The sequence below is a fragment of the Gymnodinialimonas sp. 57CJ19 genome, from assembly GCF_038396845.1.
Taxonomy (GTDB): Bacteria; Pseudomonadota; Alphaproteobacteria; order Rhodobacterales; family Rhodobacteraceae; genus Gymnodinialimonas.
Genome location: NZ_CP151587.1, coordinates 1,074,049 through 1,094,663, shown reverse-complemented (window position 1 = coordinate 1,094,663; position 20,615 = coordinate 1,074,049). Strand labels below are relative to the sequence as shown.

Annotated in this window: 22 protein-coding genes; 11 read left to right on the top strand and 11 right to left on the bottom strand. The window is 60.2% G+C overall.

All coding sequences use genetic code 11. The features are described from left to right. Positions 1-109 precede the first annotated feature (109 nt). Both AADW23_RS05425 and parC read right to left on the bottom strand, forming a co-directional pair. Positions 110-769 carry a hypothetical protein gene (locus AADW23_RS05425; RefSeq protein ID WP_341863510.1) on the bottom strand — a complete coding sequence of 220 codons (660 nt, stop codon included), beginning with the start codon at positions 767-769 and terminating at the stop codon, positions 110-112. Positions 770-1,065: 296 nt separating this feature from the next. Continuing rightward, positions 1,066-3,381: a DNA topoisomerase IV subunit A gene (gene parC / locus AADW23_RS05420; protein ID WP_341863509.1), complete on the bottom strand. Its 2,316-nt coding sequence runs from the start codon at positions 3,379-3,381 to the stop codon at positions 1,066-1,068. Positions 3,382-3,532: 151 nt separating this feature from the next. Between parC and AADW23_RS05415 the strand changes: the two genes are divergently transcribed. The 7 genes from AADW23_RS05415 (at position 3,533) to AADW23_RS05385 (ending at position 8,543) form a co-directional block, all read left to right on the top strand. After that, positions 3,533-4,177: an SH3 domain-containing protein gene (locus AADW23_RS05415; protein ID WP_341863508.1), complete on the top strand. Its 645-nt coding sequence runs from the start codon at positions 3,533-3,535 to the stop codon at positions 4,175-4,177. 99 nt (positions 4,178-4,276) lie between these two features. Beyond that, positions 4,277-5,104 carry an SDR family NAD(P)-dependent oxidoreductase gene (locus AADW23_RS05410; protein ID WP_341863507.1) on the top strand — a complete coding sequence of 276 codons (828 nt, stop codon included), beginning with the start codon at positions 4,277-4,279 and terminating at the stop codon, positions 5,102-5,104. Between the two features lie 51 nt (positions 5,105-5,155). After that, on the top strand, positions 5,156-5,365 hold the full coding sequence (locus tag AADW23_RS05405; protein ID WP_341863506.1) for a twin transmembrane helix small protein: 210 nt from the start codon (positions 5,156-5,158) through the stop codon (positions 5,363-5,365). Positions 5,366-5,369: 4 nt separating this feature from the next. Continuing rightward, on the top strand, positions 5,370-5,942 hold the full coding sequence (locus tag AADW23_RS05400; RefSeq protein ID WP_341863505.1) for a cob(I)yrinic acid a,c-diamide adenosyltransferase: 573 nt from the start codon (positions 5,370-5,372) through the stop codon (positions 5,940-5,942). A gap of 116 nt (positions 5,943-6,058) precedes the next feature. Beyond that, entirely contained in the window at positions 6,059-6,718 is a 660-nt protein-coding gene (locus AADW23_RS05395; RefSeq protein ID WP_341863504.1) for a hemolysin III family protein, read from the top strand. A gap of 137 nt (positions 6,719-6,855) precedes the next feature. Further along, positions 6,856-7,617, top strand: a complete 762-nt coding sequence (locus AADW23_RS05390) for an electron transfer flavoprotein subunit beta/FixA family protein (RefSeq protein WP_341863503.1) — start codon at positions 6,856-6,858, stop codon at positions 7,615-7,617. Beyond that, positions 7,617-8,543, top strand: a complete 927-nt coding sequence (locus AADW23_RS05385; protein WP_341863502.1) for an FAD-binding protein — start codon at positions 7,617-7,619, stop codon at positions 8,541-8,543. Before AADW23_RS05390 ends, AADW23_RS05385 begins: the two co-directional genes overlap by 1 nt. 83 nt (positions 8,544-8,626) lie before the next feature. Here AADW23_RS05385 and AADW23_RS05380 read toward each other — a convergent pair whose 3' ends face one another. Then, a complete protein-coding gene (locus AADW23_RS05380) occupies positions 8,627-9,445 on the bottom strand; it encodes a DUF6473 family protein (protein ID WP_341863501.1) in 819 nt (272 codons plus the stop codon). A 194-nt stretch (positions 9,446-9,639) separates the two neighbouring features. Here AADW23_RS05380 and AADW23_RS05375 point away from each other — a divergent pair, with 194 nt between their 5' ends. Continuing rightward, on the top strand, positions 9,640-10,518 hold the full coding sequence (locus tag AADW23_RS05375) for a 3-hydroxybutyryl-CoA dehydrogenase (protein WP_341863500.1): 879 nt from the start codon (positions 9,640-9,642) through the stop codon (positions 10,516-10,518). Between the two features lie 87 nt (positions 10,519-10,605). On the opposite strand, the gene AADW23_RS05370 is transcribed toward AADW23_RS05375, so the two are convergent. Genes AADW23_RS05370 through AADW23_RS05340 form a run of 7 tightly spaced genes read right to left on the bottom strand, consistent with a single transcriptional unit; the run spans position 10,606 to position 16,111 of the window. Further along, positions 10,606-11,502 carry a lysophospholipid acyltransferase family protein gene (locus AADW23_RS05370; protein WP_341863499.1) on the bottom strand — a complete coding sequence of 299 codons (897 nt, stop codon included), beginning with the start codon at positions 11,500-11,502 and terminating at the stop codon, positions 10,606-10,608. 45 nt (positions 11,503-11,547) lie between these two features. Then, positions 11,548-11,829 (bottom strand): HPr family phosphocarrier protein, encoded by a 282-nt coding sequence (locus tag AADW23_RS05365; RefSeq protein ID WP_341863498.1) that lies wholly within the window; start codon positions 11,827-11,829, stop codon positions 11,548-11,550. 16 nt (positions 11,830-11,845) lie between these two features. Next, positions 11,846-12,238: a PTS fructose transporter subunit IIA gene (locus AADW23_RS05360; protein WP_341863497.1), complete on the bottom strand. Its 393-nt coding sequence runs from the start codon at positions 12,236-12,238 to the stop codon at positions 11,846-11,848. Further along, positions 12,235-13,182, bottom strand: coding sequence for an RNase adapter RapZ (gene rapZ, locus AADW23_RS05355; RefSeq protein ID WP_341863496.1), 948 nt, complete (start codon positions 13,180-13,182; stop codon positions 12,235-12,237). The genes AADW23_RS05360 and rapZ overlap by 4 nt, the downstream gene beginning before the upstream one ends. A gap of 28 nt (positions 13,183-13,210) precedes the next feature. Then, complete coding sequence (locus tag AADW23_RS05350) at positions 13,211-13,672, bottom strand: serine kinase (protein WP_341863495.1); 462 nt, start codon at positions 13,670-13,672, stop codon at positions 13,211-13,213. 3 nt (positions 13,673-13,675) lie between these two features. Further along, the gene (locus tag AADW23_RS05345; protein WP_341863494.1) at positions 13,676-15,382 is read right to left on the bottom strand and encodes a sensor histidine kinase; all 1,707 of its coding nucleotides are present in this window, start codon (positions 15,380-15,382) and stop codon (positions 13,676-13,678) included. 27 nt (positions 15,383-15,409) lie between these two features. Next, positions 15,410-16,111, bottom strand: coding sequence for a response regulator transcription factor (locus tag AADW23_RS05340; RefSeq protein WP_341863493.1), 702 nt, complete (start codon positions 16,109-16,111; stop codon positions 15,410-15,412). Positions 16,112-16,469: 358 nt separating this feature from the next. Here AADW23_RS05340 and AADW23_RS05335 point away from each other — a divergent pair, with 358 nt between their 5' ends. The 3 genes from AADW23_RS05335 to AADW23_RS05325 all read left to right on the top strand — a co-directional run bounded on the left by AADW23_RS05335 (position 16,470) and on the right by AADW23_RS05325 (position 19,863). Beyond that, a complete protein-coding gene (locus AADW23_RS05335; RefSeq protein WP_341863492.1) occupies positions 16,470-18,065 on the top strand; it encodes a phosphoenolpyruvate carboxykinase in 1,596 nt (531 codons plus the stop codon). 142 nt (positions 18,066-18,207) lie between these two features. Next, positions 18,208-18,756, top strand: coding sequence for a DUF3859 domain-containing protein (locus AADW23_RS05330; protein ID WP_341863491.1), 549 nt, complete (start codon positions 18,208-18,210; stop codon positions 18,754-18,756). 84 nt (positions 18,757-18,840) lie between these two features. Beyond that, positions 18,841-19,863 (top strand): hypothetical protein, encoded by a 1,023-nt coding sequence (locus tag AADW23_RS05325; RefSeq protein WP_341863490.1) that lies wholly within the window; start codon positions 18,841-18,843, stop codon positions 19,861-19,863. Here the strand turns inward: AADW23_RS05325 and AADW23_RS05320 are convergent. Beyond that, positions 19,802-20,551 (bottom strand): sulfite exporter TauE/SafE family protein, encoded by a 750-nt coding sequence (locus tag AADW23_RS05320; RefSeq protein WP_341863489.1) that lies wholly within the window; start codon positions 20,549-20,551, stop codon positions 19,802-19,804. The two genes, AADW23_RS05325 and AADW23_RS05320, sit on opposite strands and share 62 nt — an antisense overlap. Positions 20,552-20,615: the final 64 nt, after the last annotated feature.

Sequence of the window (20,615 nt, the reverse complement as noted above, 5' to 3'; positions counted from 1 at the left end):
TGGCACCTCGCACTTGGGGGGAGCGCCCCTGAATGGGACGCCTGACCGATTTCATCATCGCGGGCGAGGTATGCGTGTTAGCGAAGAAAATCAACCCGCGAGTTTACACTCACAGCTCAGGACAGGGCGCTTCGTCCGTTGGAACACACTCTGCGCTGGCCGCCTCAATGGCCGCTTCCGCCTCGGCAGCTTCAGCCAAGGCGCCAACACCACTTACGGCTGCGGCGGCTTCTTCCTCCGAGATGTTAAACCACTCGGGGTTTTCCAGCATGAACAACTGGATGCGCCGGGCCGCGTTGCGCGACAAGATCTGCATTTGCTCGGTCCGATTACGGGCGATACCCGAGCCCACCAGCATCGTTTCGGGGCTGGTGCCTTCAAAAACGATGATCTGTTCGGCTTCGTCATGCAGCTTGCGGCCTAATTCATCGTCCCAGATGTTCACCGACAGCACGAGAATCGAACGCGGGCTCAGCACGATCGGAATACCGGGAGGGGCCAGCGCATAGCCATCGACCGCCACACCGATGTGATACAGGCGGTCGCCCTCATAGCCGCCAAAACGACGATCGATCTCTGATTCGAGGATCTCGACCCATTCCTCTGGCGTTGCATTCCGCGAGGGCGGCACCTGTTGCATGTTGTCCGCCACAACGATGTTATGCGCGAGGCGGAAGTCCCCCATCGGGGGCAACTCTTCATCCAACGGATCACCCGCAGCACAGGCCACAAGGGTGGCGATCAAAGCGAGGGGCGTGAAGCGGGACATAAATCGGGCCGGGCGAAACATCGGTCGGTCTCCTGAGAGTTTGAATTTCGGCAGAAACTAGGGTTGTGATGGGGTCTGGTAAAGGCGTTGGTTGACCGGTTGCCGTGAAGTGTAACCCAAAGGTTCACATATTTGGCCCAACCGGCGAAAGACCGCCGAAGGCATAAAGAGATTGCGCGCTTCTCATCGGAACCGGGAAAGCAGCGATTGGCGTCACACAAATGCCTTGGAATTTAGTTGGACACACCGCGCAGCCCCCGGAGGGGAAAGCCATATTCATACGGCATTTCAACTGCTTAGTTAAACCGGTTATCCCGTGGGAACCCGCGTGGGGCCATACGACCGGCGCTGGCGCGTTTGGCGGTCCACTCCGCCAACTCCATCTCGGTGCGCGTGCGGCCCGCTGGGTCTTGCCACGTCAGGCCATCGGCCAGACGAAAGGTCCGCGCGTCGGACATGCCACCGTCTTTGAACCGCTGCAGTCGCACGCCTTTGCCTCGGCCCATCTCTGGAAGCTCGTCCAGCGGGAAGACCAGTAGCTTGCGATTCTCTCCGACCACGGCGACGTGGTCTTCGCCTTCGGCTACGGCACGGCAGACCATGGCGGTGACGCCTTCCTTGACGTTCAGCACTTGCTTGCCAGAGCGCGTCTGCGCAAGAACATCTTCCTCGGCAACCAGGAAACCGTCCCCGGCACTTGAGGCTATCAACCGCTTTGCGCCGGGCTTGTGGACGAACAGATCCACAATCTGCACCTCATTGGGCAGATCCACCATAAGCCGCAGAGGCTCTCCCAATCCGCGCCCGCCGGGCAGGCCGTTGGCGCCGAGCGTGTAGACGCGGCCGGTGGAACCCAGGATCAGCAGCTTGTCGGTTGTTTCAGCGTGAATCGCGAAACGCGGGCCGTCGCCGTCGCGGAATTTCATTTCCTGCGTCAGATCCACGTGGCCTTTCATCGCGCGGATCCAGCCCATCTGGCTGCACACTATCGTCACAGGCTCCCGCTCGATCATCGCCTCAAGCGAGACCTCTTCGACGCTGCCTGCCTCGGCAAACTGCGTGCGCCGCGCGCCGCCGTCGACCTTGGCCCCGAATTTCTTGCGCACCTCTTTCAGCTCTTCCGCGATGCGGTCCCATTGCAGACCCTCTTCGGCCAGCAAATCCTCCAGCCCGGCACGTTCCTCCATCAGGCGGTCACGCTCGGCTTGCAGCTCCATCTCTTCCAGACGGCGAAGGCTGCGCAGGCGCATGTTGAGGATCGCCTCGACCTGCACTTCGGTCAGCTCCCCCTCGCCGGGGCCGGGGGTCTTGTAGTCTGCTTCCGAGGTCGCGCGGACGAAATCCTGCCCCCAATCTTCCCGCATCAGCGCGGCCTTGGGGTGGTCGTCGTAGCGGATGATGTCGATCACGCGATCCAGGTTGAGGAAGGCGATCAGGAAGCCTTCCAGCACCTCCAGCCGGTGGTCAATCTGCGCAAGACGGTGGCGCGAGCGGCGCAGCAGAACGTCCTGGCGATGATCGAGGAATGCGCGCAGCACCTCCTTCAGCGAGCACACCTTCGGAGTGCGCCCGTCGATCAGCACGTTCATGTTGAGGCTAAAGCGATTCTCCAAGTCCGATTGCCGGAACAGGGCCGCCATAAGGACATCGGGATCGACGGTCTTGGCACGCGGCTCCAGAATGATGCGGATGTCATCGGCGGATTCATCGCGCACGTCCGCTAGAATCGGCACTTTCTTCAGCTGGATCAGCTCGGCCAGCTTCTCGATCAGCTTGGATTTCTGCACCTGGTAGGGAATTTCCGTGACAACGATCTGCCACTGCCCCCGGCCCAAATCCTCAACCTCGTATTTCGCCCGCACCCGGAAACCGCCTTTGCCGGTGCGATAGGTCTCGGCCATGCTTTCCTTTGGTTCGACGATAACGCCGCCGGTGGGGAAGTCTGGGCCCTGGACGTAGTTCAGAAGCGTCTCATCACGGGCGTCCGGCGTCTTGATCAGGTGCAGGCAGGCCGCGATCAGCTCATCCAGATTGTGGGGCGGAATGTTGGTCGCCATCCCCACAGCGATCCCGCTGGAGCCGTTCGCCAGAAGGTTTGGCACCTGGGCGGGCAGAACCTCGGGCTCTTGCAGGGTGCCGTCGTAGTTGTCGCGGAAATTCACCGCGTCCTCGGACAGGCCTTCCAGCAAAGCCTCGGCCATCGCGGTCATCCGGGCCTCGGTATACCGCGCCGCCGCCGGGTTATCGCCGTCGATGTTGCCGAAGTTGCCCTGGCCATCGACCAGCGGGTAGCGAATGACGAAATCCTGCGCCAAACGCGCCATCGCGTCATAGATCGCAGCATCCCCGTGAGGGTGATAGTTCCCCATCACATCGCCGCTGATCTTGGCCGATTTCCGGAACCCGCCGTTCGACGCCAAACGCAACTCGCGCATCGCATAGAGAATGCGGCGGTGCACGGGCTTCAACCCGTCGCGGGCATCGGGCAGGGCACGGTGCATGATTGTAGAGAGCGCATACTGCAAGTAGCGCGAGCCGATTGCGCGGCTCAACGGTTCCGAGACGTTACGCTGCTCGGGGTTGGAATCCTGTGTGTCGTCATCACTGCTCATCAGGATTACCGACCTATCGCGACTTCATGAGCTTAGGCAAGGAACCGTTTGTGGGTTCACCACGTTTAGTCTGTGAAACCCCTATCATCGAATCGGCGGAAACATTATGCGACTGAAATCATCTTTCTACCCCCTGAGCCCCATGATCAAAATGTCCGCCACTCTCGCCGCCGCCCTTTACGTGGCAATGATCGTCATTCCGGGCGAGGACCACGGCGCGCAGGTCGAGGTGACAAGCAGCACATCGCGCGCCTCTGATCCGATCACGCCGCTTTCCCCACGTAATGAAGGTGCGAGTGGGTGGATTCAGTCGTTCATCGCCAGTGCCCAGGCCGGTACTGTTTCCGCACCGAACGTGCCGATCAGCCGCCGCCAGTATGTAACCAGCGGCAACGCGTTGATCGCGGATGAGGCCGGCAGCCTGATGCTCGCGACGAATGATGGCGAGTATTACATGATCGACGCGGTGATTAACCCGGCCGACCTGATTGGCGACGAAAACGAAATTGCCAGCGTCGCCGTGGCCGCCCTGGCACAGCCAGAAGAGATTACCGCCACGGGCACCGAGCAACCGACTGCCGCCGAGACCTCTCCCGAGGTGTGGCGTGTCGCGGCCAGCGCGGTGAACTTCCGCGAAGGCCCCTCGACCAACACCGCCGTGCTGACATCGTTGCGGCGCGGTGCCGAAGTTGAATTCCTTGCCGAGGCGCCGGACAACTGGGCGCGCCTGCGCATCGTCGGCTCGGACCTTGAAGGCTACATGGCCGCCGAATTCCTTGAGCCGGTCGTAAACTGACCCCTGCCTCGCTTGCGGATAGTGGTCCTCTATTGATCCGCTTGCGCCCTGCCCCCCCCTTGCCCTAGGCATTTCATGTCCAAGGCGAGGGGTTTTTTCGTGACGCGATCCATCCTGATCACCGGCAGTTCGTCCGGAATCGGCCTTGCTGCCGCCCGCACGCTGCACACCCGTGGCTGGCGCGTGTTCGCCTGTGTGCGCCGCCCCGAGGACCGCACCCGACTGGAGGCGGAGGGGCTGGAAAGCGGGCTGCTCGACATGGCCGACACGAAAAGCATCGAAACGGGCTTGGCCGAGGTGCTGGATCGTACTGGCGGCACGCTGGATGCCCTGTTCAACAACGCGGGGTTCGGGTTGCCCGGTCTGGTGGAAGACCTGCCAACGGACGCCCTGCGCGAAACCTTTGAAACCAACGTGTTCGGCCTGCATCACCTGACCCGTGCCGTCATTCCTGTCATGCGGGCCCAAGGGCATGGGCGTATCGTTCAACACTCTTCCGGTTTTGGGCGGCACGTGATGCAATGGCGGGGGGCCTATAACGCATCGAAACACGCGCTGGAGGGGCTGACGGATACCCTGCGCCTGGAGATGCGCGGGTCTGGTATCCACATCTCGACCCTTAACACTGGGCCTGTCACATCGAAGTTCCGGGTGAATTCCATCGCGCCCTTCGAGCGCTGGATCGACTGGGAAAACTCTGTCGACCCTGACCGATATCGCCGCGGTCTTCTCAAGCACCTCTATGAAGACAGTGGCCCGGCTCCGTTTCAGCGAGAGCCCGACGCCGTCGTGCGCCGCCTGATCCACGCCATTGAGCACCCAAATCCGCGCCCGCGCTACCACATCACCCCTGCCGTCCATTTCGCCGAGGGCCTGCGCCGCGCTTTTCCTCAGCGCATTATCGACGCCGTCGCCGCCCGCCTATAGCCTTTCGCCTAAGCCGCCCTACCTGACTGCGTACCCTGACCCGGAGAAAACATGCTAAACGATCCCTTACTCATCGCCGGTCTCGTGGCCTGCCTCGCCGTGTTGGTCATCTTGTTGTTGGGCATCAACTCGTTCCGCAAAGGCGGCACTGACGGGGCAAAACGGTCCAACAAGTTCATGCAATTGCGCATCGCCATGCAGTTCGTCGCGATTCTCTTGCTGCTGGCCTTCGTTTATTTCCGTCAGCAATCGGGAGGGTAAGCCAATGGTTGTCCTGAACAAGATTTACACACGTACCGGTGACGCGGGCGAAACCGCCCTTGGTGACGGGTCCCGCGTGGCCAAGCATTCGCAACGGGTTTCGGCCTACGGCACCGTGGACGAGTTGAACGCGACCCTTGGCGTGGCCCGGCTTCATGCCGAGGGCGAGATGGCCGACCGCCTCGCCATGATCCAGAACGACCTGTTCGACCTGGGGGCAGACCTGTGCACGCCAAATATGGACCAGGATGCCGAGCGGGAATATCCGCCCCTGCGCATCGCCAGCGCTCAAGTGGACCGTCTGGAGGCCGAAATTGACCAGATGAACCCACTCCTCTCGCCGCTGCGGTCGTTTATTTTGCCCGGGGGCTCTCCCTTGGCCGCGCACCTTCACATCTGCCGCACGGTCTGTCGCCGCGCCGAACGCCTGTCGGTGGAGCTATCGCAGGTCGAGGCCGTGAACCCCGCGGGGATCAAATACCTCAATCGCCTGTCGGACTGGTTCTTCGTGGCGGGGCGCATCGCCAACAATAACGGCGCGGACGATATCCTTTGGGTGCCTGGCGCGAACCGGTAGTTTTTCGCCTTTGCGATGCTTCACGCACGAAACTGTCGTTGGGCTATCACAAATCGTTAACAGACTGTTTTTAAGAGATTTGAGGATTGTTTACCAATTGAGGCTACACTCAGGGTATGCCCTATTTTCGATGCCATCGAACCTACAGCCGGGCCGAGTATCTCTCGGACGCTGTGGTACACGGGCTCGGCATCGGTGGCGCGTTAATCGCCGGTCCCGTCATCATCACCCTCGCAGCCGTCTGGATCGGTGACCCAACCCTGATCGGCGCATTGGCGGTCTACACCATCACGCTGTTGTCGATGTGGATCTGCTCGGCGCTTTACAACCTTGTGCAGCGTGAAGACTTAACACCGCGTTTACGGCGTTTTGATCAAACGGCGATTTCATTGAAAATTGCGGGGACCTATACGCCTTTCATTGCGCTTGCCTCAGGCTCCTTCGGGTTCTTCGCGGGCATCTGGATGGTGGCCCTGGCGGGCGCATCGGTGATTCTGTTCTCGAACCGGACCTTTGTTTGGCTGGCTATCGCGCTTTACCTTAGCCTTGGATGGGCGGGGGTAGTGGCCGGCGGCCCATTGCTATCAGGCATATCCCCCTTCGCCGCGTCCCTGCTGATGGTCAGCGGCGTTTTCTATTCTTTCGGGATCATCTTCCTGATGTGGAGCAAACTCCCGTTCCACAATACCATCTGGCATCTTTGCGTCCTCGCAGGGACCGGAATTTGCTATGCCGCGATCGTCGCAGAAATCCTTTATGGCCCTCATATCGCGTAACGCGGCGTCTACAGATCGGCCCTCGTCGATTTTGGCCTGTTTTCCCATTTCAGTTGGCGCTATTCCTTCACGCAAGATTGTTGCTTGGGTCCGCTTCAAGGTATCTTGAACTGACCAGAAAGGATTAGGAGAACGCCATGAAGGTCTTAGTGCCCGTAAAACGCGTGATCGACTATAACGTGAAGGTTCGCGTGAAAGCGGACGGCAGCGGAGTTGATCTCGCCAACGTAAAAATGTCGATGAACCCTTTCGACGAGATTGCTGTAGAAGAGGCAATCCGCCTGAAGGAAGCCGGCAAAGCGGAAGAGGTCGTCGCGGTCTCCATCGGTGTAAAACAGTCGCAAGAAACGCTGCGCACCGCCCTCGCCATGGGCGCTGATCGCGCGATCCTTGTGATCGCCGCCGATGACGTTCACACGGATATTGAACCTTTGGCGGTTGCCAAGATCCTCAAAGCCATTGTGGATGAAGAGCAGCCCGGCCTTGTTCTGGCGGGCAAGCAAGCCATCGACAACGACATGAACGCCACCGGCCAAATGCTGTCGGCGCTTCTGGGTTGGTCCCAAGGCACTTTCGCCTCCGAGCTGGAGATCGAGGGCGACACCGCCAAGGTCACCCGCGAAGTGGACGGTGGTTTGCAGACTATCGACGTGAAGATGCCCGCCATCGTCACCGTGGACCTGCGCCTGAACGAGCCGCGTTATGCGTCCTTGCCCAACATCATGAAGGCGAAGAAGAAGCCTTTGGATGAGAAAACAGCCGCTGACTACGGCGTAGACGTGACCCCACGCCTTTCCATTGTCACCACCTCCGAGCCAGAAGCCCGCGCCGCCGGCGTCAAGGTCGCCTCGGTGGATGAGCTGCTCACGAAACTCAAAGACGAAGCGGGGGTTCTGTAATGGCTGTTCTTCTTCTTGCCGAAGTGAATTCCGGCGAACTGGCGATGGACGCGACCGCGAAGGCCGTGACTGCTGCCACCAAACTGGGCGACGTGACCGTGCTGTGCTGTGGCGCTTCTGCCAAAGCCGCCGCCGATGAGGCCGCGACCATCGAAGGTGTCGCCAAGGTGCTCTGCGCCGAGGATGACAGCCTGGGCCACCGCCTTGCGGAACCCACAGCGGCGCTGATCGTGTCGCTCGCGGGCGACTATTCGCACATCGTGGCACCCGCCACGACGGACGCCAAGAACGTCATGCCCCGCGTTGCCGCCCTGCTTGATGTCATGGTGATCTCGGATGCATCCGGCGTTGTCGACGCCGACACGTTCGAGCGCCCGATCTACGCGGGCAACGCGATCCAGACGGTGAAATCGTCTGATGCCATCAAGGTCGTGACCTTCCGCACCTCTACCTTCGATGCGGCTGCCACGGGCGGTTCCGCCGCGGTCGAGATGATCGACGCTGCCGCCAACCCCGAACTTTCATCGTGGGTGGAAGACAAGGTTGCCGCAAGCGATCGGCCAGAGCTGACCTCTGCCGGGGTCGTTGTGTCCGGTGGTCGCGGCGTTGGCTCGGAAGAGCAGTTCGCCCTGATCGAAGGTCTCGCCGACAAATTGGGCGCGGCTGTGGGCGCGTCCCGCGCAGCAGTCGATTCGGGCTATGCGCCGAACGATTGGCAGGTAGGCCAGACTGGCAAGGTCGTGGCTCCGGACCTCTACATTGCTGTCGGTATTTCTGGTGCGATCCAGCACTTGGCAGGCATGAAGGACTCCAAGGTTATCGTGGCGATCAACAAGGACGAGGAAGCGCCGATCTTCCAAGTCGCCGACTACGGCCTTGTGGCCGACCTGTTCGACGCCGTGCCAGAGCTGACAAGCAAGCTCTAAAGCGCCGCCAGCGACCCAATCAAAGCCCCGCCGGACCGGTTCCGCGCGGGGCTTTTTCTTTTTGAGCGATTGGCCGTTCCCGGCTAAGGGCTGAGATGTTTCAACAACTTTCCCGCCGCCATCGAATGCAGGCCAGGCCCTGGCAACATCCGCGCGGCGGCCTCCTCGCTTGGGCCAAAAAACTTGCCGTCCAAACCGTCATGGCGATCGTCCGCAAGCGGCGCTGCAATCGTAAGAGAAGCCGCGTCTTGTCCCACCACCTCCAACATCTTCATCGTGATAAACAACGGATGCTGCGCCAAATCAGTGCCCCCCACCGCGTCGGGCCGTCGATTCGCCAGCCAAAGCAGATGCACCGGCAACGCCAAACTGTTGAGGAACTTTCGCATCCGCGCGACCCAGGCAATCTCAAGTTCGGTCCTCACGATCTCAAACCGATCCGAAGATTCCATCTGCAGATGGCTCAACAAATGTCGGATAAAATGGAACTCAGTGAAATCCACTTGCGGATAGATTGTTCTCAGCATCGCACTGGCACCCAGAAATCTGTCGTTGCGCCGTGGATGCACCGAATAGAATCGGTTTGTCAGGGTATGGGCCCCGGTGATCTGCATCACCACCGCCTCCGCATTCGCCACGTTGGCGGCAATGGCAGGATCGTTCACCATCACATCGACGCCCGCATTGATCACGCCCAGGTTCAAGACCGGTAGATCCAGCCTCTTATCCAACTGCGCAGCAAAGGGCGCATCGATGAAGCGCCCGAATGTCGCGGACGAACCGATGCACACGACCGCAGGCCCCCGGTCCACGTCCAATGGCCCTCGAAACCGCAATGCCGACCCCGGCAAAGCCGAGGGCTGATAATCCAAGGGCATACGCCCTCGTTGCTCAAAACTCATTGTCCCCCTCCAACTTCACAAAGACTCACCCAGCACGACCTTTGCGACTCAGAAGTTAATCCCCCCCTAACCTTCTGCTTTGACTAAATTTTGCCAGACAACCACTGGACAGGCCGAAGCTGTGCCTTTGGCTTGTATCCTCCCACTGGCCAAGCCTATTCTAGGTCCAACCAATCGCGCCGAAGGAACACCTCATGGAAATCGAAAGCATCGGAATTGTCGGCGCGGGGCAAATGGGCAACGGCATCGCCCATGTCTGTGCCTTAGCCGGATATGACGTCGTCATGTCCGATGTCAGCCAGGCCGCTCTCGACAGCGCCGTCGCCTTGATTGATCGCAATCTCGTACGCCAAGTCAGCCGCGAGAAAATCACTCAGGCCGCAAAGGACACCGCGATGGGACGCATCAGCACCACGATGGCCCTGTCCGACCTCGGCCCGACCGATCTGATCATCGAAGCCGCGACCGAGCGTGAGACAGTGAAACAAGCCATTTTTGAGGATCTGCTCCCCCACATCAAACCGACAACGATCCTGACGTCGAACACCTCGTCGATCTCCATCACCCGCCTGGCCTCCCGTACCGACCGCCCGGAAAAATTCATGGGCTTCCACTTCATGAATCCGGTGCCCGTCATGCAGCTGGTCGAACTGATCCGAGGCATCGCCACCGACGAGCCGACCTTCAAAGCCTGCAAGGGCGTGGTGGACCGTCTCGGCAAAACCGCTGCTACCGCCGAGGACTTCCCCGCCTTCATCGTGAACCGCATTCTGATGCCGATGATCAACGAGGCCGTCTACACCCTCTACGAGGGCGTCGGAAACGTCACCTCCATCGACATGGCAATGAAACTCGGCACTAACCACCCCATGGGCCCTCTGGAACTTGCGGATTTTATCGGCCTCGATACCTGCCTAGCCATCATGAACGTACTGCACGACGGTCTGGCCGATACCAAATACCGCCCCTGTCCGTTGCTGACAAAATACGTTGAAGCGGGCTGGCTTGGTCGAAAATCCCAGCGGGGATTCTACGACTACCGGGGCGAAGGCGATCCGGTCCCAACCCGCTAGACCGCTCCTTCATCTTGGCAAATACAACTCAATCCAACGTTGCCCCGCAAACCACCGCTTGCTTTGGCCGCGCGGCCCAAGCCGTCCTCACTGGTCGGGGTTTTCCCCAAGCGACAAGGTCCGCTCCCGTAGCCACGCCATGAATTCCCGTGGCTTCTTGATGCGGTCTTGCCATTCTTCAGGCGGGATCGGGTTTCCGATAATCGGCGCCTGAGGCTTGTCGAAACTTTTCACAACTTCGTGGATCAACAGACCCTGACGGATTACCGGGCTGATCCGGTTGGCGATCTGATAGGCGCGGCTATTTTGTCCGGTGAAGAAACACGGCACAATCGTCGCGCCAGAGTTGCGGATCATCTTGGCGGTGAACACATTCCACTCGCCCTCTATGGGTTGGCCCCACATTCTGTCCGATGCCGCAACCGCCCCCGATGGAAACAACGAGATCAACCCACCCGCCTTCAGATGCGCCATTGCCGCCGCGCGCATATCCAGCATCTTCTGCTGGGCATCGGGCTCATGGGGAAACGGGACCGAGATCATGTAACTCGATGCGGCCTCGTCAATGCCGGTCAACAGCGCCCGCGTCAGGATGCGGTAGTCATCGCGGCGGCGGCCAATCAGGTCCGCCAGAATCATGCCGTCCACCAACCCATGCGGGTGGTTCGCCACAAAGATCACCGGCCCCTCCGCAGGGATGCGGTCCAACTGGTGCTCGGGCGTTTGTAGGTCGATACCCATCACCCGCATGGTGGCGGGCCAGAATGCTTGTCCCTTGAACTCGCCCAAGCCTTCAAACTGGCGGATCCGCTTGATGACCGTAAACTTGCCGGTCATCCACTCGATTGCTTTGATCGTGTACCGCACGAATGGGTTCGGAAAGGAGTTGGAATAGGTCAGAGATCGGCGATCATAGGTCCCATTAGGGCCTGTGCCACGGGTCGGCGCGGGGGCCGAAACATTTCGTGTACTCAGGTCCGTCATGTGCCCTCGTCTTTCATCGTCCTTCGCGGCCATGTCCGTAGCCCCTCAGGTTTCCTCGCCGAACCGGTCGGCGACCAGAGCTTCCAGCGCATCCGCAAGGCGGTCGGCCTCAGCTCCACTGGTTTCAACCTCAATAAAGGTTCCCATAGAAGCTGCCAACATTAAAAGGCCCATAATGCTATCGCCGGCAGCACTCAGCCCATCCTTTCGCACGATTGCCGTTGCGTCAAACGACTCTGCCACCTCTACGAACCGGGCCGACGCGCGCGCGTGCAGCCCTTTGACGTTAACAATCTTCATCTTTCTCGTCGTGTTCGCATCACTCATGCCCGTCTCCCCTCGGTCATTCTGGCGCTCCGTCGAAGCTGTTTATATAGCGCCGCCCGGCCTCTGCCGCGCGGGATACTGCTTCTTCCACGGTCAACTGACGTGACTTCACCAGTTTCACCAACATGGGCAAATTCACCCCTGTCAGGATCTTGCGATTTGCCGGACGGCAAGCATGCAACGATAGATTCGAGGGCGATCCGCCATACATATCCGTCACCACAACAACCCCATCACCGATGTCCACGGCGTCCGCCGCGTCACAGATTTCCCGCGTACGCGCGGCACGGTCATCCTCTGGGCCAATGGGGATAGCCACCATCGCAGGCTGCGCGCCCACGACATGCTCCGTGGCCCGCTTCAGCTCTTTCGCCAAGCCGCCATGGGCGACGATCACGATGCCGATCACGTTAGCTTTGCCTCTCCATCTCCGGTCGAGGCAGCAGCCCAGGTGACGGGCCCTCGATCTCGGTCGTTGATTGACGTTTCTCTGTCTACGTCACGATGCCTTTTTGACACTTGCCAGCCCTGTTCCGCAAGTCGCGTCGATATTATCTCGGCCAGACTGACCGACCGATGCCGGCCCCCGGTACACCCAAAGGCGACCGTCAGGTGGCTTTTGCCTTCCTCCTTGAAAGCCGGAAGCAGCATATCCAGCATTTCGTTCACCTGGGTGCGGAACGTTTCAAACCGCGCGTCCGCCGCGACGTAGGCTTGCACGTCCGGGCCCCTGCCATCCTTGGCCCGCAGATCCGGCTGCCAATGGGGATTGCGCAGGAAGCGACAGTCAAACACCAGGTCCGCGCCCGTCGGCAGCCCTCGCTTGTACGAGAACGACATCACCTGCACCGCCATTTTCGGGGCGCCATTACGGGCGAAGAAACGGCCCAATTCCTCACGGGTGCGGTGCGGGGTCATGTTCGTGGTATCAATCAGAACATCTGCATGGAGCCGCAGCGGCGCCAGCATGTCCCGCTCCATTGCAATGCCTTCGGCCGGGGTGGCGTCGGGGGCCAAGGGGTGGCGGCGGCGCGTCTCGGAATAGCGACGTTGCAATGTCTCTGGCTCGCAATCCATGTAGACTAGATCGACCGCGAAGTCGGGGTCTTTCTGCAACCTCTCGTGGGCCGAAATCAGATCAAACGCGTCGAAGTTTCTGGTGCGAGGGTCAATGCCCAAGGCCAGCGGACGATCCGGCGGCGCGCCCTCCAACAGGCGCGGCAACAGACTAAGGGGCAGGTTATCAATCGCCTCAAACCCCAGGTCTTCCAAAGCGTTGATAGCGGTCGTGCGTCCAGCCCCGGAAGGGCCAGTGATAAAAACCACATGGGCACGTTGAGTATGCGTTGGCATGGAGAAGGGGCCCTATGCACGAATGGTGTTACACGTCAGCCTTACCATATCGAAGCAAATGTGAAAGCGACACAGCCAGCCTGTGCTGTTCCGCGCCAAGGATCAACATCGCCTTTTGGTCATGCACCAAGGCGGAGCGTGTCGGTGGCAGCCGCTCCGGCTCGGTCCGCGACAGATCAGCGACCGCCATCAGGGGCGCGATCGGGCAGAGCGAGCCCGCGTTCAGCAGGCCGATACCGCGTGCCTCTATCAAGGCGGGCGCGGATTTGGGGGCACATAGCTGCCCCGCCTCCAGCCAAATTCCGTCGTCCGAGATCAGCGCGGCCCCCAAGGCCATCAGGTCCAACGCGAGCGTGGATTTCCCGCTTCCCGTGGGGCCAAGGATCAACACCCCCTTGCCCGCCACGGCAACGCCCGTTGCATGGAAGAACAACCTGTCGCCCTCGCGGGAGATGGCCCTTTGGGCCAAATCCTCTGGCAGCGGCGTCACGGATCAGATCGGCAGACCGACAACAAAACGCGCGCCCAAAGGCTCGGACGTGATGTCGGCCTCGGTGGGACGAATGTTCTCGGCCCAGATCACCCCACCGTGGGCTTCCACAATCTGCTTGGAGATCGCAAGGCCAAGGCCCGAGTTGTTGCCAAACTGGTTCGCAGGACGTTCCGAGTAGAAGCGGTTGAACACCTTTGTCAGCGCCTCTTCCGGGATGCCAGGGCCGGTGTCTTCCACCACGATCAACACGCGGTTTTCGCGCCGGCGGGTCCAAAGACGTACGGCGTCACCATCTTCGCAGAAGGAAATCGCGTTGCTTAGAAGGTTCACGAATACCTGAGCCAAGCGCCCTTCAAGGCCCGCAATCATGATCTCGTCCGAGGGCAGGTCGGTAATGAACTCGATCCCCTGCTTGCCCGCTTCTTCCGAGTGATATTGCGACAGGTTGTCGAGGGTGCGGACCAGATTGAACTCTTCCTCCTCCTCTTTCACCAGTTCACTATCAAGCCGCGATGCATTGGAGATATCGCTAACCAGTCGGTCCAGGCGGTGCACGTCGTGTTCAATCACGTCGATCAGGCGCTTGCGCTGTTCGCTTGTTTTCGCGAATTCAAGCGTTCCCACCGCCGACCGGAGCGAGGCGAGGGGGTTCTTGATCTCGTGGCTCACATCGGCGGCAAACTGTTCATTGCTGTCGATCCGATCATAGAGCGCGGCAACCATGCCACGCAGCGCCCCGGAAAGCCGCCCGATTTCGTCCGGACGCCCGGTCAGATCAGGGATGCGCACGCGGGTCGGAGACATCTTCCGCGCGTTCTTGTCCCGGCCCAGTTCCGCGGCCGCGGACAGGTCCGCCAAGGGGTTGGCGATGGTCGAGGCCAGCACCAGCGACAGGACAATAGAGACCAACAGCGCCACAACGAACATCTGAAGCAACTGCTCTTGCTCCACGCGCACCAGCTGGTCGATTTCGCCAGCGGCGGTGGTCACGATGATCGCACCCACGATGCCACCTTCCCCTTCAATCGGGGACGCCGCGGCAAAGACGGAACCCGTCTCATCGGTGCCGCGCTGAAGAATCGTCGCGCCGCCCATGGCCGCATCGGCGAGGTCGGCATGATCCTCGGGCCCGGCCGCAGGGGTGCTTGGGTCTTCGCCGTTACCCAGAACGCGGGAAAAGCCAGAATAAATCGAGACCAGCGCGTCGGTAATAAGCAACGATTCACGGGGTTGGTGGGCCAACCCTTGCACCGGGCGCACGCCGCCCCGCGCAATGTCTTGGGTCGATGTCACTGGGACGCCGTCGACGGAGAATACGAACACCTCCATCCCGTCAGGAATGCCGATGCGCGACAAAACGCTTTCCGCATCAATGCCTTCGCCCGTCACAAGGTTGGCGGGGGCCGCTTCGGGCAAATGCGCCTCGAAGATATCGGAAATAAGCTGCGCTTCGCTTGCCAAGGCCCGTTCACGCTGCACCACAAGACTGTCGCGCACCGGGTTTAGCCACAGGAACAAAATCCCCAAGGCCATGATCGCCATCAGGTTGAACAAGATGATCTTGCGCGCCAAAGGCGAGGAATTGAGCGAGATCAGCGACCGGCGCTTCCGGGCCGCCCGCAATTCTGATTCCACGCCGGATTGGGGACGGTCCCAATCTTCGCCCAAGACAATATCCGCCCGCTCAGCGGCGCGGCGGTTGGTCATAGAGACATCTGCTGGCACGGGAGGCCCCTATTCTTCGTTGTAGCGGTAGCCAATGCCGTAGAGCGTCTCGATCGCAGAGAACTCATTATCGACAGAGCGCATTTTCTTGCGCAGCCGCTTGATGTGGCTGTCGATGGTGCGGTCGTCGACGTAGACTTGCTCGTCGTAGGCGACATCCATCAGCTGGTCCCTGGACTTCACGAAGCCCGGACGCTGTGCCAGCGCTTGCAGCAACAAGAACTCCGTAACCGTCAGGGTCACATCGCGGCCCTTCCACGTCACGGCGTGGCGAAGCGGATCCATCTGAAGATCGCCCCGGTCAAGGACCGTCGTTTCCTCAGGCGCGCCAGCGGCATCGGACGCGATCGCGTCTTGGCGCCGCAGGATCGAGCGGATGCGTTCCACGAGCAGGCGCTGGGAAAACGGCTTGCGCACGTAGTCATCGGCCCCCATGCGCAGACCCATCAGTTCATCAATCTCGTCATCTTTGGAGGTGAGGAAGATCACCGGCATCTGCGACTTGGTGCGCAGACGCTGGAGCAAATCCATCCCGTCCATACGCGGCATCTTGATGTCGAAGACACCCAGATCCGGCAATTTGCGATTGAAGGCATCCAGTGCGGACTGCCCGTCATTATATGTTTCGACATCGAAACCCTCTGCCTCAAGGGTCATGGATACAGACGTCAGGATATTCCTGTCGTCGTCGACAAGTGCGATACGCGCCATCGGCTATGTCCTCAGATTACTGCTCGGTTCTTTTATATTTTCCTGCAGTGTCCAGTTTTCATTCGAGAGAATCAATGAAAATCACGCCCTTGACCCTCGTGATGCGCAGAACTGTGGCCAAATTGCGTTAACGCCCGGTGAAGGATTGTGACCAAAATGGGGCAGATGCGCCTTATTTCACCATTGGCGGCGCTGCGTTCCGTCACGAAACAAAATTTCGTTTTGGTTGCGCTAACTGTGCTGTCCTGTCCTGTTCAGTCTCAAAACTCGCATGTTATAGCGAAGGCACGGCACTGCACTCAGGTTGTGTCGTCACATCAAACAGGGCGACAGACCGCCCGACAGGAGCTTGAGAGCCATGACCCATGGACGCGTTAACCCCGCACATACACTTGACCAACAAGGTATTCTGGGGCTCGGCTCGGTCTATTATAACATGCTCGAGCCCGCCTTGATGCAAGCGGCGGTCGAAAACGGCGAAGGCCGCATCGGCCAGGGCGGTACATTTCTGGTCTCTACCGGGCAATTCACCGGCCGCTCTCCCAAGGACAAGTTCGTCGTCCGCACCCCGGAAGTCGAAGATACCATCTGGTGGGAAAACAACGCGCCCATGGCGCCCGAGGCGTTTGATACGCTTTACGCAGATATGCTCGACCACATGAAAGGCGGCGACTACTACGTCCAGGACCTGTTCGGCGGCGCCGACCCCGCCCATCGCCTTGACGTGCGCGTGGTGTCGGAACTGGCTTGGCATAACCTCTTCATCCGCCACCTTCTGCGCCGCCCCGATGCCGAGGAACTGGCGAATTTCGTTCCTGAATTCACCATCATCAACTGCCCCAGCTTCAAGGCAGACCCGGCCCGCCACGGCTGCAACTCGGAAACCGTGATCGCGTTGAACTTCGAAAAGAAGCTGATCCTGATCGGCAACACCGAATACGCGGGCGAAAACAAGAAGTCGGTCTTCACCCTGCTGAACTACATCCTGCCCGGCAAAGGCGTCATGGCGATGCATTGCTCCGCCAACCACGCGATTGACGACCCGGATGATAGCGCGGTGTTCTTCGGCCTGTCCGGCACGGGCAAGACCACACTCTCCGCCGACCCGGCACGCACCTTGATTGGCGATGACGAACACGGCTGGTCCGACACGGGCATCTTCAATTTTGAAGGCGGTTGCTACGCCAAGACGATCAACCTGCGCCAAGAGGCGGAGCCTGAGATCTACGCCACCACGCAGAAATTCAGCACCGTGATCGAGAACATGGTCTACGATGAGGACACGCTAGAGCTTGATTTCGACGACGACAGCCTGACCGCAAACATGCGTTGCGCCTACCCGATCGAGATGATTTCCAACGCCTCCGATACCGGTATGGGAGGGGCGCCCAAGAACATTATCATGCTGACCTGTGACGCTTTTGGCGTGTTGCCTCCGATCGCGCGGCTGACACCGGCGCAGGCGATGTACCACTTCCTCTCGGGTTTCACGGCCAAGGTGGCCGGCACAGAGCGCGGCGTGACCGAGCCCACACCCACTTTTTCCACCTGTTTCGGCGCGCCGTTCATGCCCCGTCGTCCCGAGGTCTACGGCGACCTGCTGCGCCAGAAGATCGCCGAGCATGGCGCGACCTGCTGGCTGGTGAACACCGGCTGGACCGGCGGCGCATTCGGCACCGGGTCGCGGATGCCGATCCATGCCACGCGGTCGCTTCTGACAGCTGCGCTCGACGGGTCCTTGAATGAAGGTGAGTTCCGTCGCGACCCCAACTTCGGCTTTGACGTGCCCGTTCATTGCAACGGCGTGGCCGACCTGCTGCTGGACCCACGCCGCACTTGGGACAATGTCGATAGCTATGACCGACAGGCGCAACGGCTGGTGGACATGTTCGCAGACAACTTCGCGCAATATGTCGACCATATCGACGACGACGTGAAAGCCGCCGCGATCTAGGCTCTGCCTACCTGCGCAATTTGAAACGGCCACCTGCGACGGGTGGCCGTTTTCTGTTCTGGTTTCGGTGCTGGAAAACCGGATGTGGGCATGGCTGCGCGATCGCGCTACCCTATGACATGTTCGCCCCTCGGAGGTCGTCATGCACCTACTCTCCATCGTCCTGCTTACTCTTGCCGTCAGCTTCGCATCCCCCACATTAGCGCAGGATGCCGCCCCCGCCCGCGTCAGCCCGCTGCTTTCCGACTTCATTTACGGCCTCTACTGCACCCAGGAACCGGACCGCCGTGACCCTGCCCCTGCCACGGCCTCCGGGGTGATCAACATCGTCCCCGTGGTTCCCGACTTTCCGTTTCACCAAACCATCGTGCCCGCGCAACTGGGCATCGGCTTTGGCGTGCTGGCCAGTGCGCCCCTTGGGGCTACATACGCACCTGTAACGGTCACGGTCACCCATCCGCCCTACCCCGACAACGACATCACCGTCGAGCAATGGATCACGGACATAGACGCCGGGCGGAACCTTATGGGGTTCAGCTTCGATCATGCCCACGAACTGGTGTTGGGGCCGTGGACATTCTCTGCCACGACCCTTGAGGGAGAGGAGCTGTTCCACATCGCGTTCGAAGTCGTCGCGCCCGAATTGCTGCCCCAGGTTATCAGCACCTGCTTTGGGGCCTTCACCTCGTAAATGATCTGACCGCTTGAACCATTTCGTAACTTTCTTTGCTCAAAGTCACCCGTGATCTGGCTAGGCAACGGGAGAAGGTTCGACATGGTGAAACGGGTATTGATGCACGTGGGTCTGGGGCGGACCGGAACCCGGACGATCCAACGAACGCTGGCCGCAAACCGCCCTGCCCTGACCCGCAGAGGTGCGCTTTACCCTGGTGACGGCGAAGCGCATCACGATCTGTTGGCCCTGATCCACCCCAAAGGCCCCCGCCATAGCTGGTACACGAGGCAACGGATTTCGCCCATGGCGGCCAAATGTCTGGCGGAACGGCAGATGTCGTCGATCCGTGCCGCCGTCGCCACTGGCGCGCCTGTTATCCTGCTGTCCAGTCAGCATTTCCAATCCCTGCGCAGCGAACAGTTTTCTCGGTTCGATGACCAGATCGCCGCCCTTGGGTATCAACTCGAAACGCTGTGCTACATCCAAGACCCCCTGACCGAGACCGCCAGCCGCATCGAACAAGGCGTCAAGCAAGACACCGCCCGTATCGCCCAAATGATGGACCGCCCCCATCCGCCTTTGGCCCGTGAACATTGCGACGCCGCCCTGCGGGCCCTTGGGGCGAACCGGGTGCATCTGCGCCGCACCAAAGACGCCGTGCGTGGCGGATTGACCGAAGACCTCTTACGCATTGCAGGGCTGAAATTCATTCCGGGCACAATCCTCGACCATCCCGGCGAGCCGGCCCTATGTCACGATGCCATCTACTTGTTGGATGCCATTAACGCCGCCGATGCAGGCTTGGGGCCGGACCGCCCCACCTATTGGGAGCATCAGGCAGAGCTTTTTGCCATGAAGGGACAGCGTTTCATGCTGCCACCCACCGTCGCCCGCCGTATTCAGACGCAAGCGCGGATCGAACAGGATTGGCTGTTCCGGCATTTCGACACCTGCTACCCGGCCCAGGACATTAAAGACGTTCCAACCCATTGGCAGGAAATCGAATGGGCAAGGGATACATTGGCCGATGTGACCGAGGCTGCTTTGGCCCATGGGGGCCTCAGCCAAACAATCCCCGCCGCACAAGGTTGGCCCCTGCAACCACAAGCAATGTCAGCGTAAGCTTGCGAAACAGTTCGGCGTCCAATCGGTCGCCCACCCGAAAGCCGATCAGCATGCCCAAGAACACCGGCACCAACAGCAGTACCGAAAATGGGATCGTGGCCGCGTTTAGCACGCCCGATTGCAAGTGCCCCGCAAACAGCGCCACCGCTCCCAGGCTGTAAACTACCCCCTGCACCAACAACTGCCGCATCTTCGGCGTATCCAGCGCGATCAGGTACAGCACCGTCAACGGCCCCCAGGACCCGGTGAAACCACCCAACACCCCCGTCATCGCTGCGATCCACCATTCTGCAACGCGGCGACGCGCTTTGGGGATGGAGAATCGCACGCCCGCCATCTGCATGACCGACAGCACCACCACCGGCACGCCGAGGATCAGGAAGAACACACTATCGGGGACGAGGACCACGAATTGCGTCACGATCAGGATCAACGCGCAGATGATCACAGTGTAGCGCTTATGCTCTTTCACAGCGTCGACTATATCGGCCCATGGATGGCGCACCACCTGCACGAAGTTGGACACCAACGCCGGGAAAACAACGCCAGAAACAGCAATTACCGGATCCAGGAACAGCGTCAGCCCTGAGGTGATGATTAAAGGCGCCCCGAATCCAATGGCCCCTTTCACCACGCCCGCGAACAGCGTTACCCCGAAGGCCGCCACCAGTGCCCATAGGGGCATCAAATTCATCATATCGTCGAACATGGGGGGACAGTACGCCGCGCGAAACCTGCCCGCACCCACA

Excerpts from the sequence above, each read along its gene's own strand:
- AADW23_RS05405 (WP_341863506.1), top strand. The coding sequence starts at position 5,156 with ATGCTAAACGATCCCTTACTCATCGCCGGTCTCGTGGCCTGCCTCGCC.
- AADW23_RS05385 (WP_341863502.1), top strand. The coding sequence starts at position 7,617 with ATGGCTGTTCTTCTTCTTGCCGAAGTGAATTCCGGCGAACTGGCGATG.
- AADW23_RS05325 (WP_341863490.1), top strand. The coding sequence starts at position 18,841 with ATGGTGAAACGGGTATTGATGCACGTGGGTCTGGGGCGGACCGGAACC.
- AADW23_RS05345 (WP_341863494.1), bottom strand. The coding sequence starts at position 15,382 with ATGACCAACCGCCGCGCCGCTGAGCGGGCGGATATTGTCTTGGGCGAA.
- AADW23_RS05365 (WP_341863498.1), bottom strand. The coding sequence starts at position 11,829 with ATGAGTGATGCGAACACGACGAGAAAGATGAAGATTGTTAACGTCAAA.
- AADW23_RS05370 (WP_341863499.1), bottom strand. The coding sequence starts at position 11,502 with ATGACGGACCTGAGTACACGAAATGTTTCGGCCCCCGCGCCGACCCGT.
- AADW23_RS05330 (WP_341863491.1), top strand. The coding sequence starts at position 18,208 with ATGCACCTACTCTCCATCGTCCTGCTTACTCTTGCCGTCAGCTTCGCA.
- AADW23_RS05395 (WP_341863504.1), top strand. The coding sequence starts at position 6,059 with ATGCCCTATTTTCGATGCCATCGAACCTACAGCCGGGCCGAGTATCTC.
- AADW23_RS05320 (WP_341863489.1), bottom strand. The coding sequence starts at position 20,551 with ATGCCCCTATGGGCACTGGTGGCGGCCTTCGGGGTAACGCTGTTCGCG.
- AADW23_RS05425 (WP_341863510.1), bottom strand. The coding sequence starts at position 769 with ATGTCCCGCTTCACGCCCCTCGCTTTGATCGCCACCCTTGTGGCCTGT.
- AADW23_RS05375 (WP_341863500.1), top strand. The coding sequence starts at position 9,640 with ATGGAAATCGAAAGCATCGGAATTGTCGGCGCGGGGCAAATGGGCAAC.
- AADW23_RS05380 (WP_341863501.1), bottom strand. The coding sequence starts at position 9,445 with ATGAGTTTTGAGCAACGAGGGCGTATGCCCTTGGATTATCAGCCCTCG.
- rapZ (WP_341863496.1), bottom strand. The coding sequence starts at position 13,182 with ATGCCAACGCATACTCAACGTGCCCATGTGGTTTTTATCACTGGCCCT.
- AADW23_RS05415 (WP_341863508.1), top strand. The coding sequence starts at position 3,533 with ATGTCCGCCACTCTCGCCGCCGCCCTTTACGTGGCAATGATCGTCATT.
- AADW23_RS05335 (WP_341863492.1), top strand. The coding sequence starts at position 16,470 with ATGACCCATGGACGCGTTAACCCCGCACATACACTTGACCAACAAGGT.
- AADW23_RS05390 (WP_341863503.1), top strand. The coding sequence starts at position 6,856 with ATGAAGGTCTTAGTGCCCGTAAAACGCGTGATCGACTATAACGTGAAG.
- parC (WP_341863509.1), bottom strand. The coding sequence starts at position 3,381 with ATGAGCAGTGATGACGACACACAGGATTCCAACCCCGAGCAGCGTAAC.
- AADW23_RS05400 (WP_341863505.1), top strand. The coding sequence starts at position 5,370 with ATGGTTGTCCTGAACAAGATTTACACACGTACCGGTGACGCGGGCGAA.
- AADW23_RS05340 (WP_341863493.1), bottom strand. The coding sequence starts at position 16,111 with ATGGCGCGTATCGCACTTGTCGACGACGACAGGAATATCCTGACGTCT.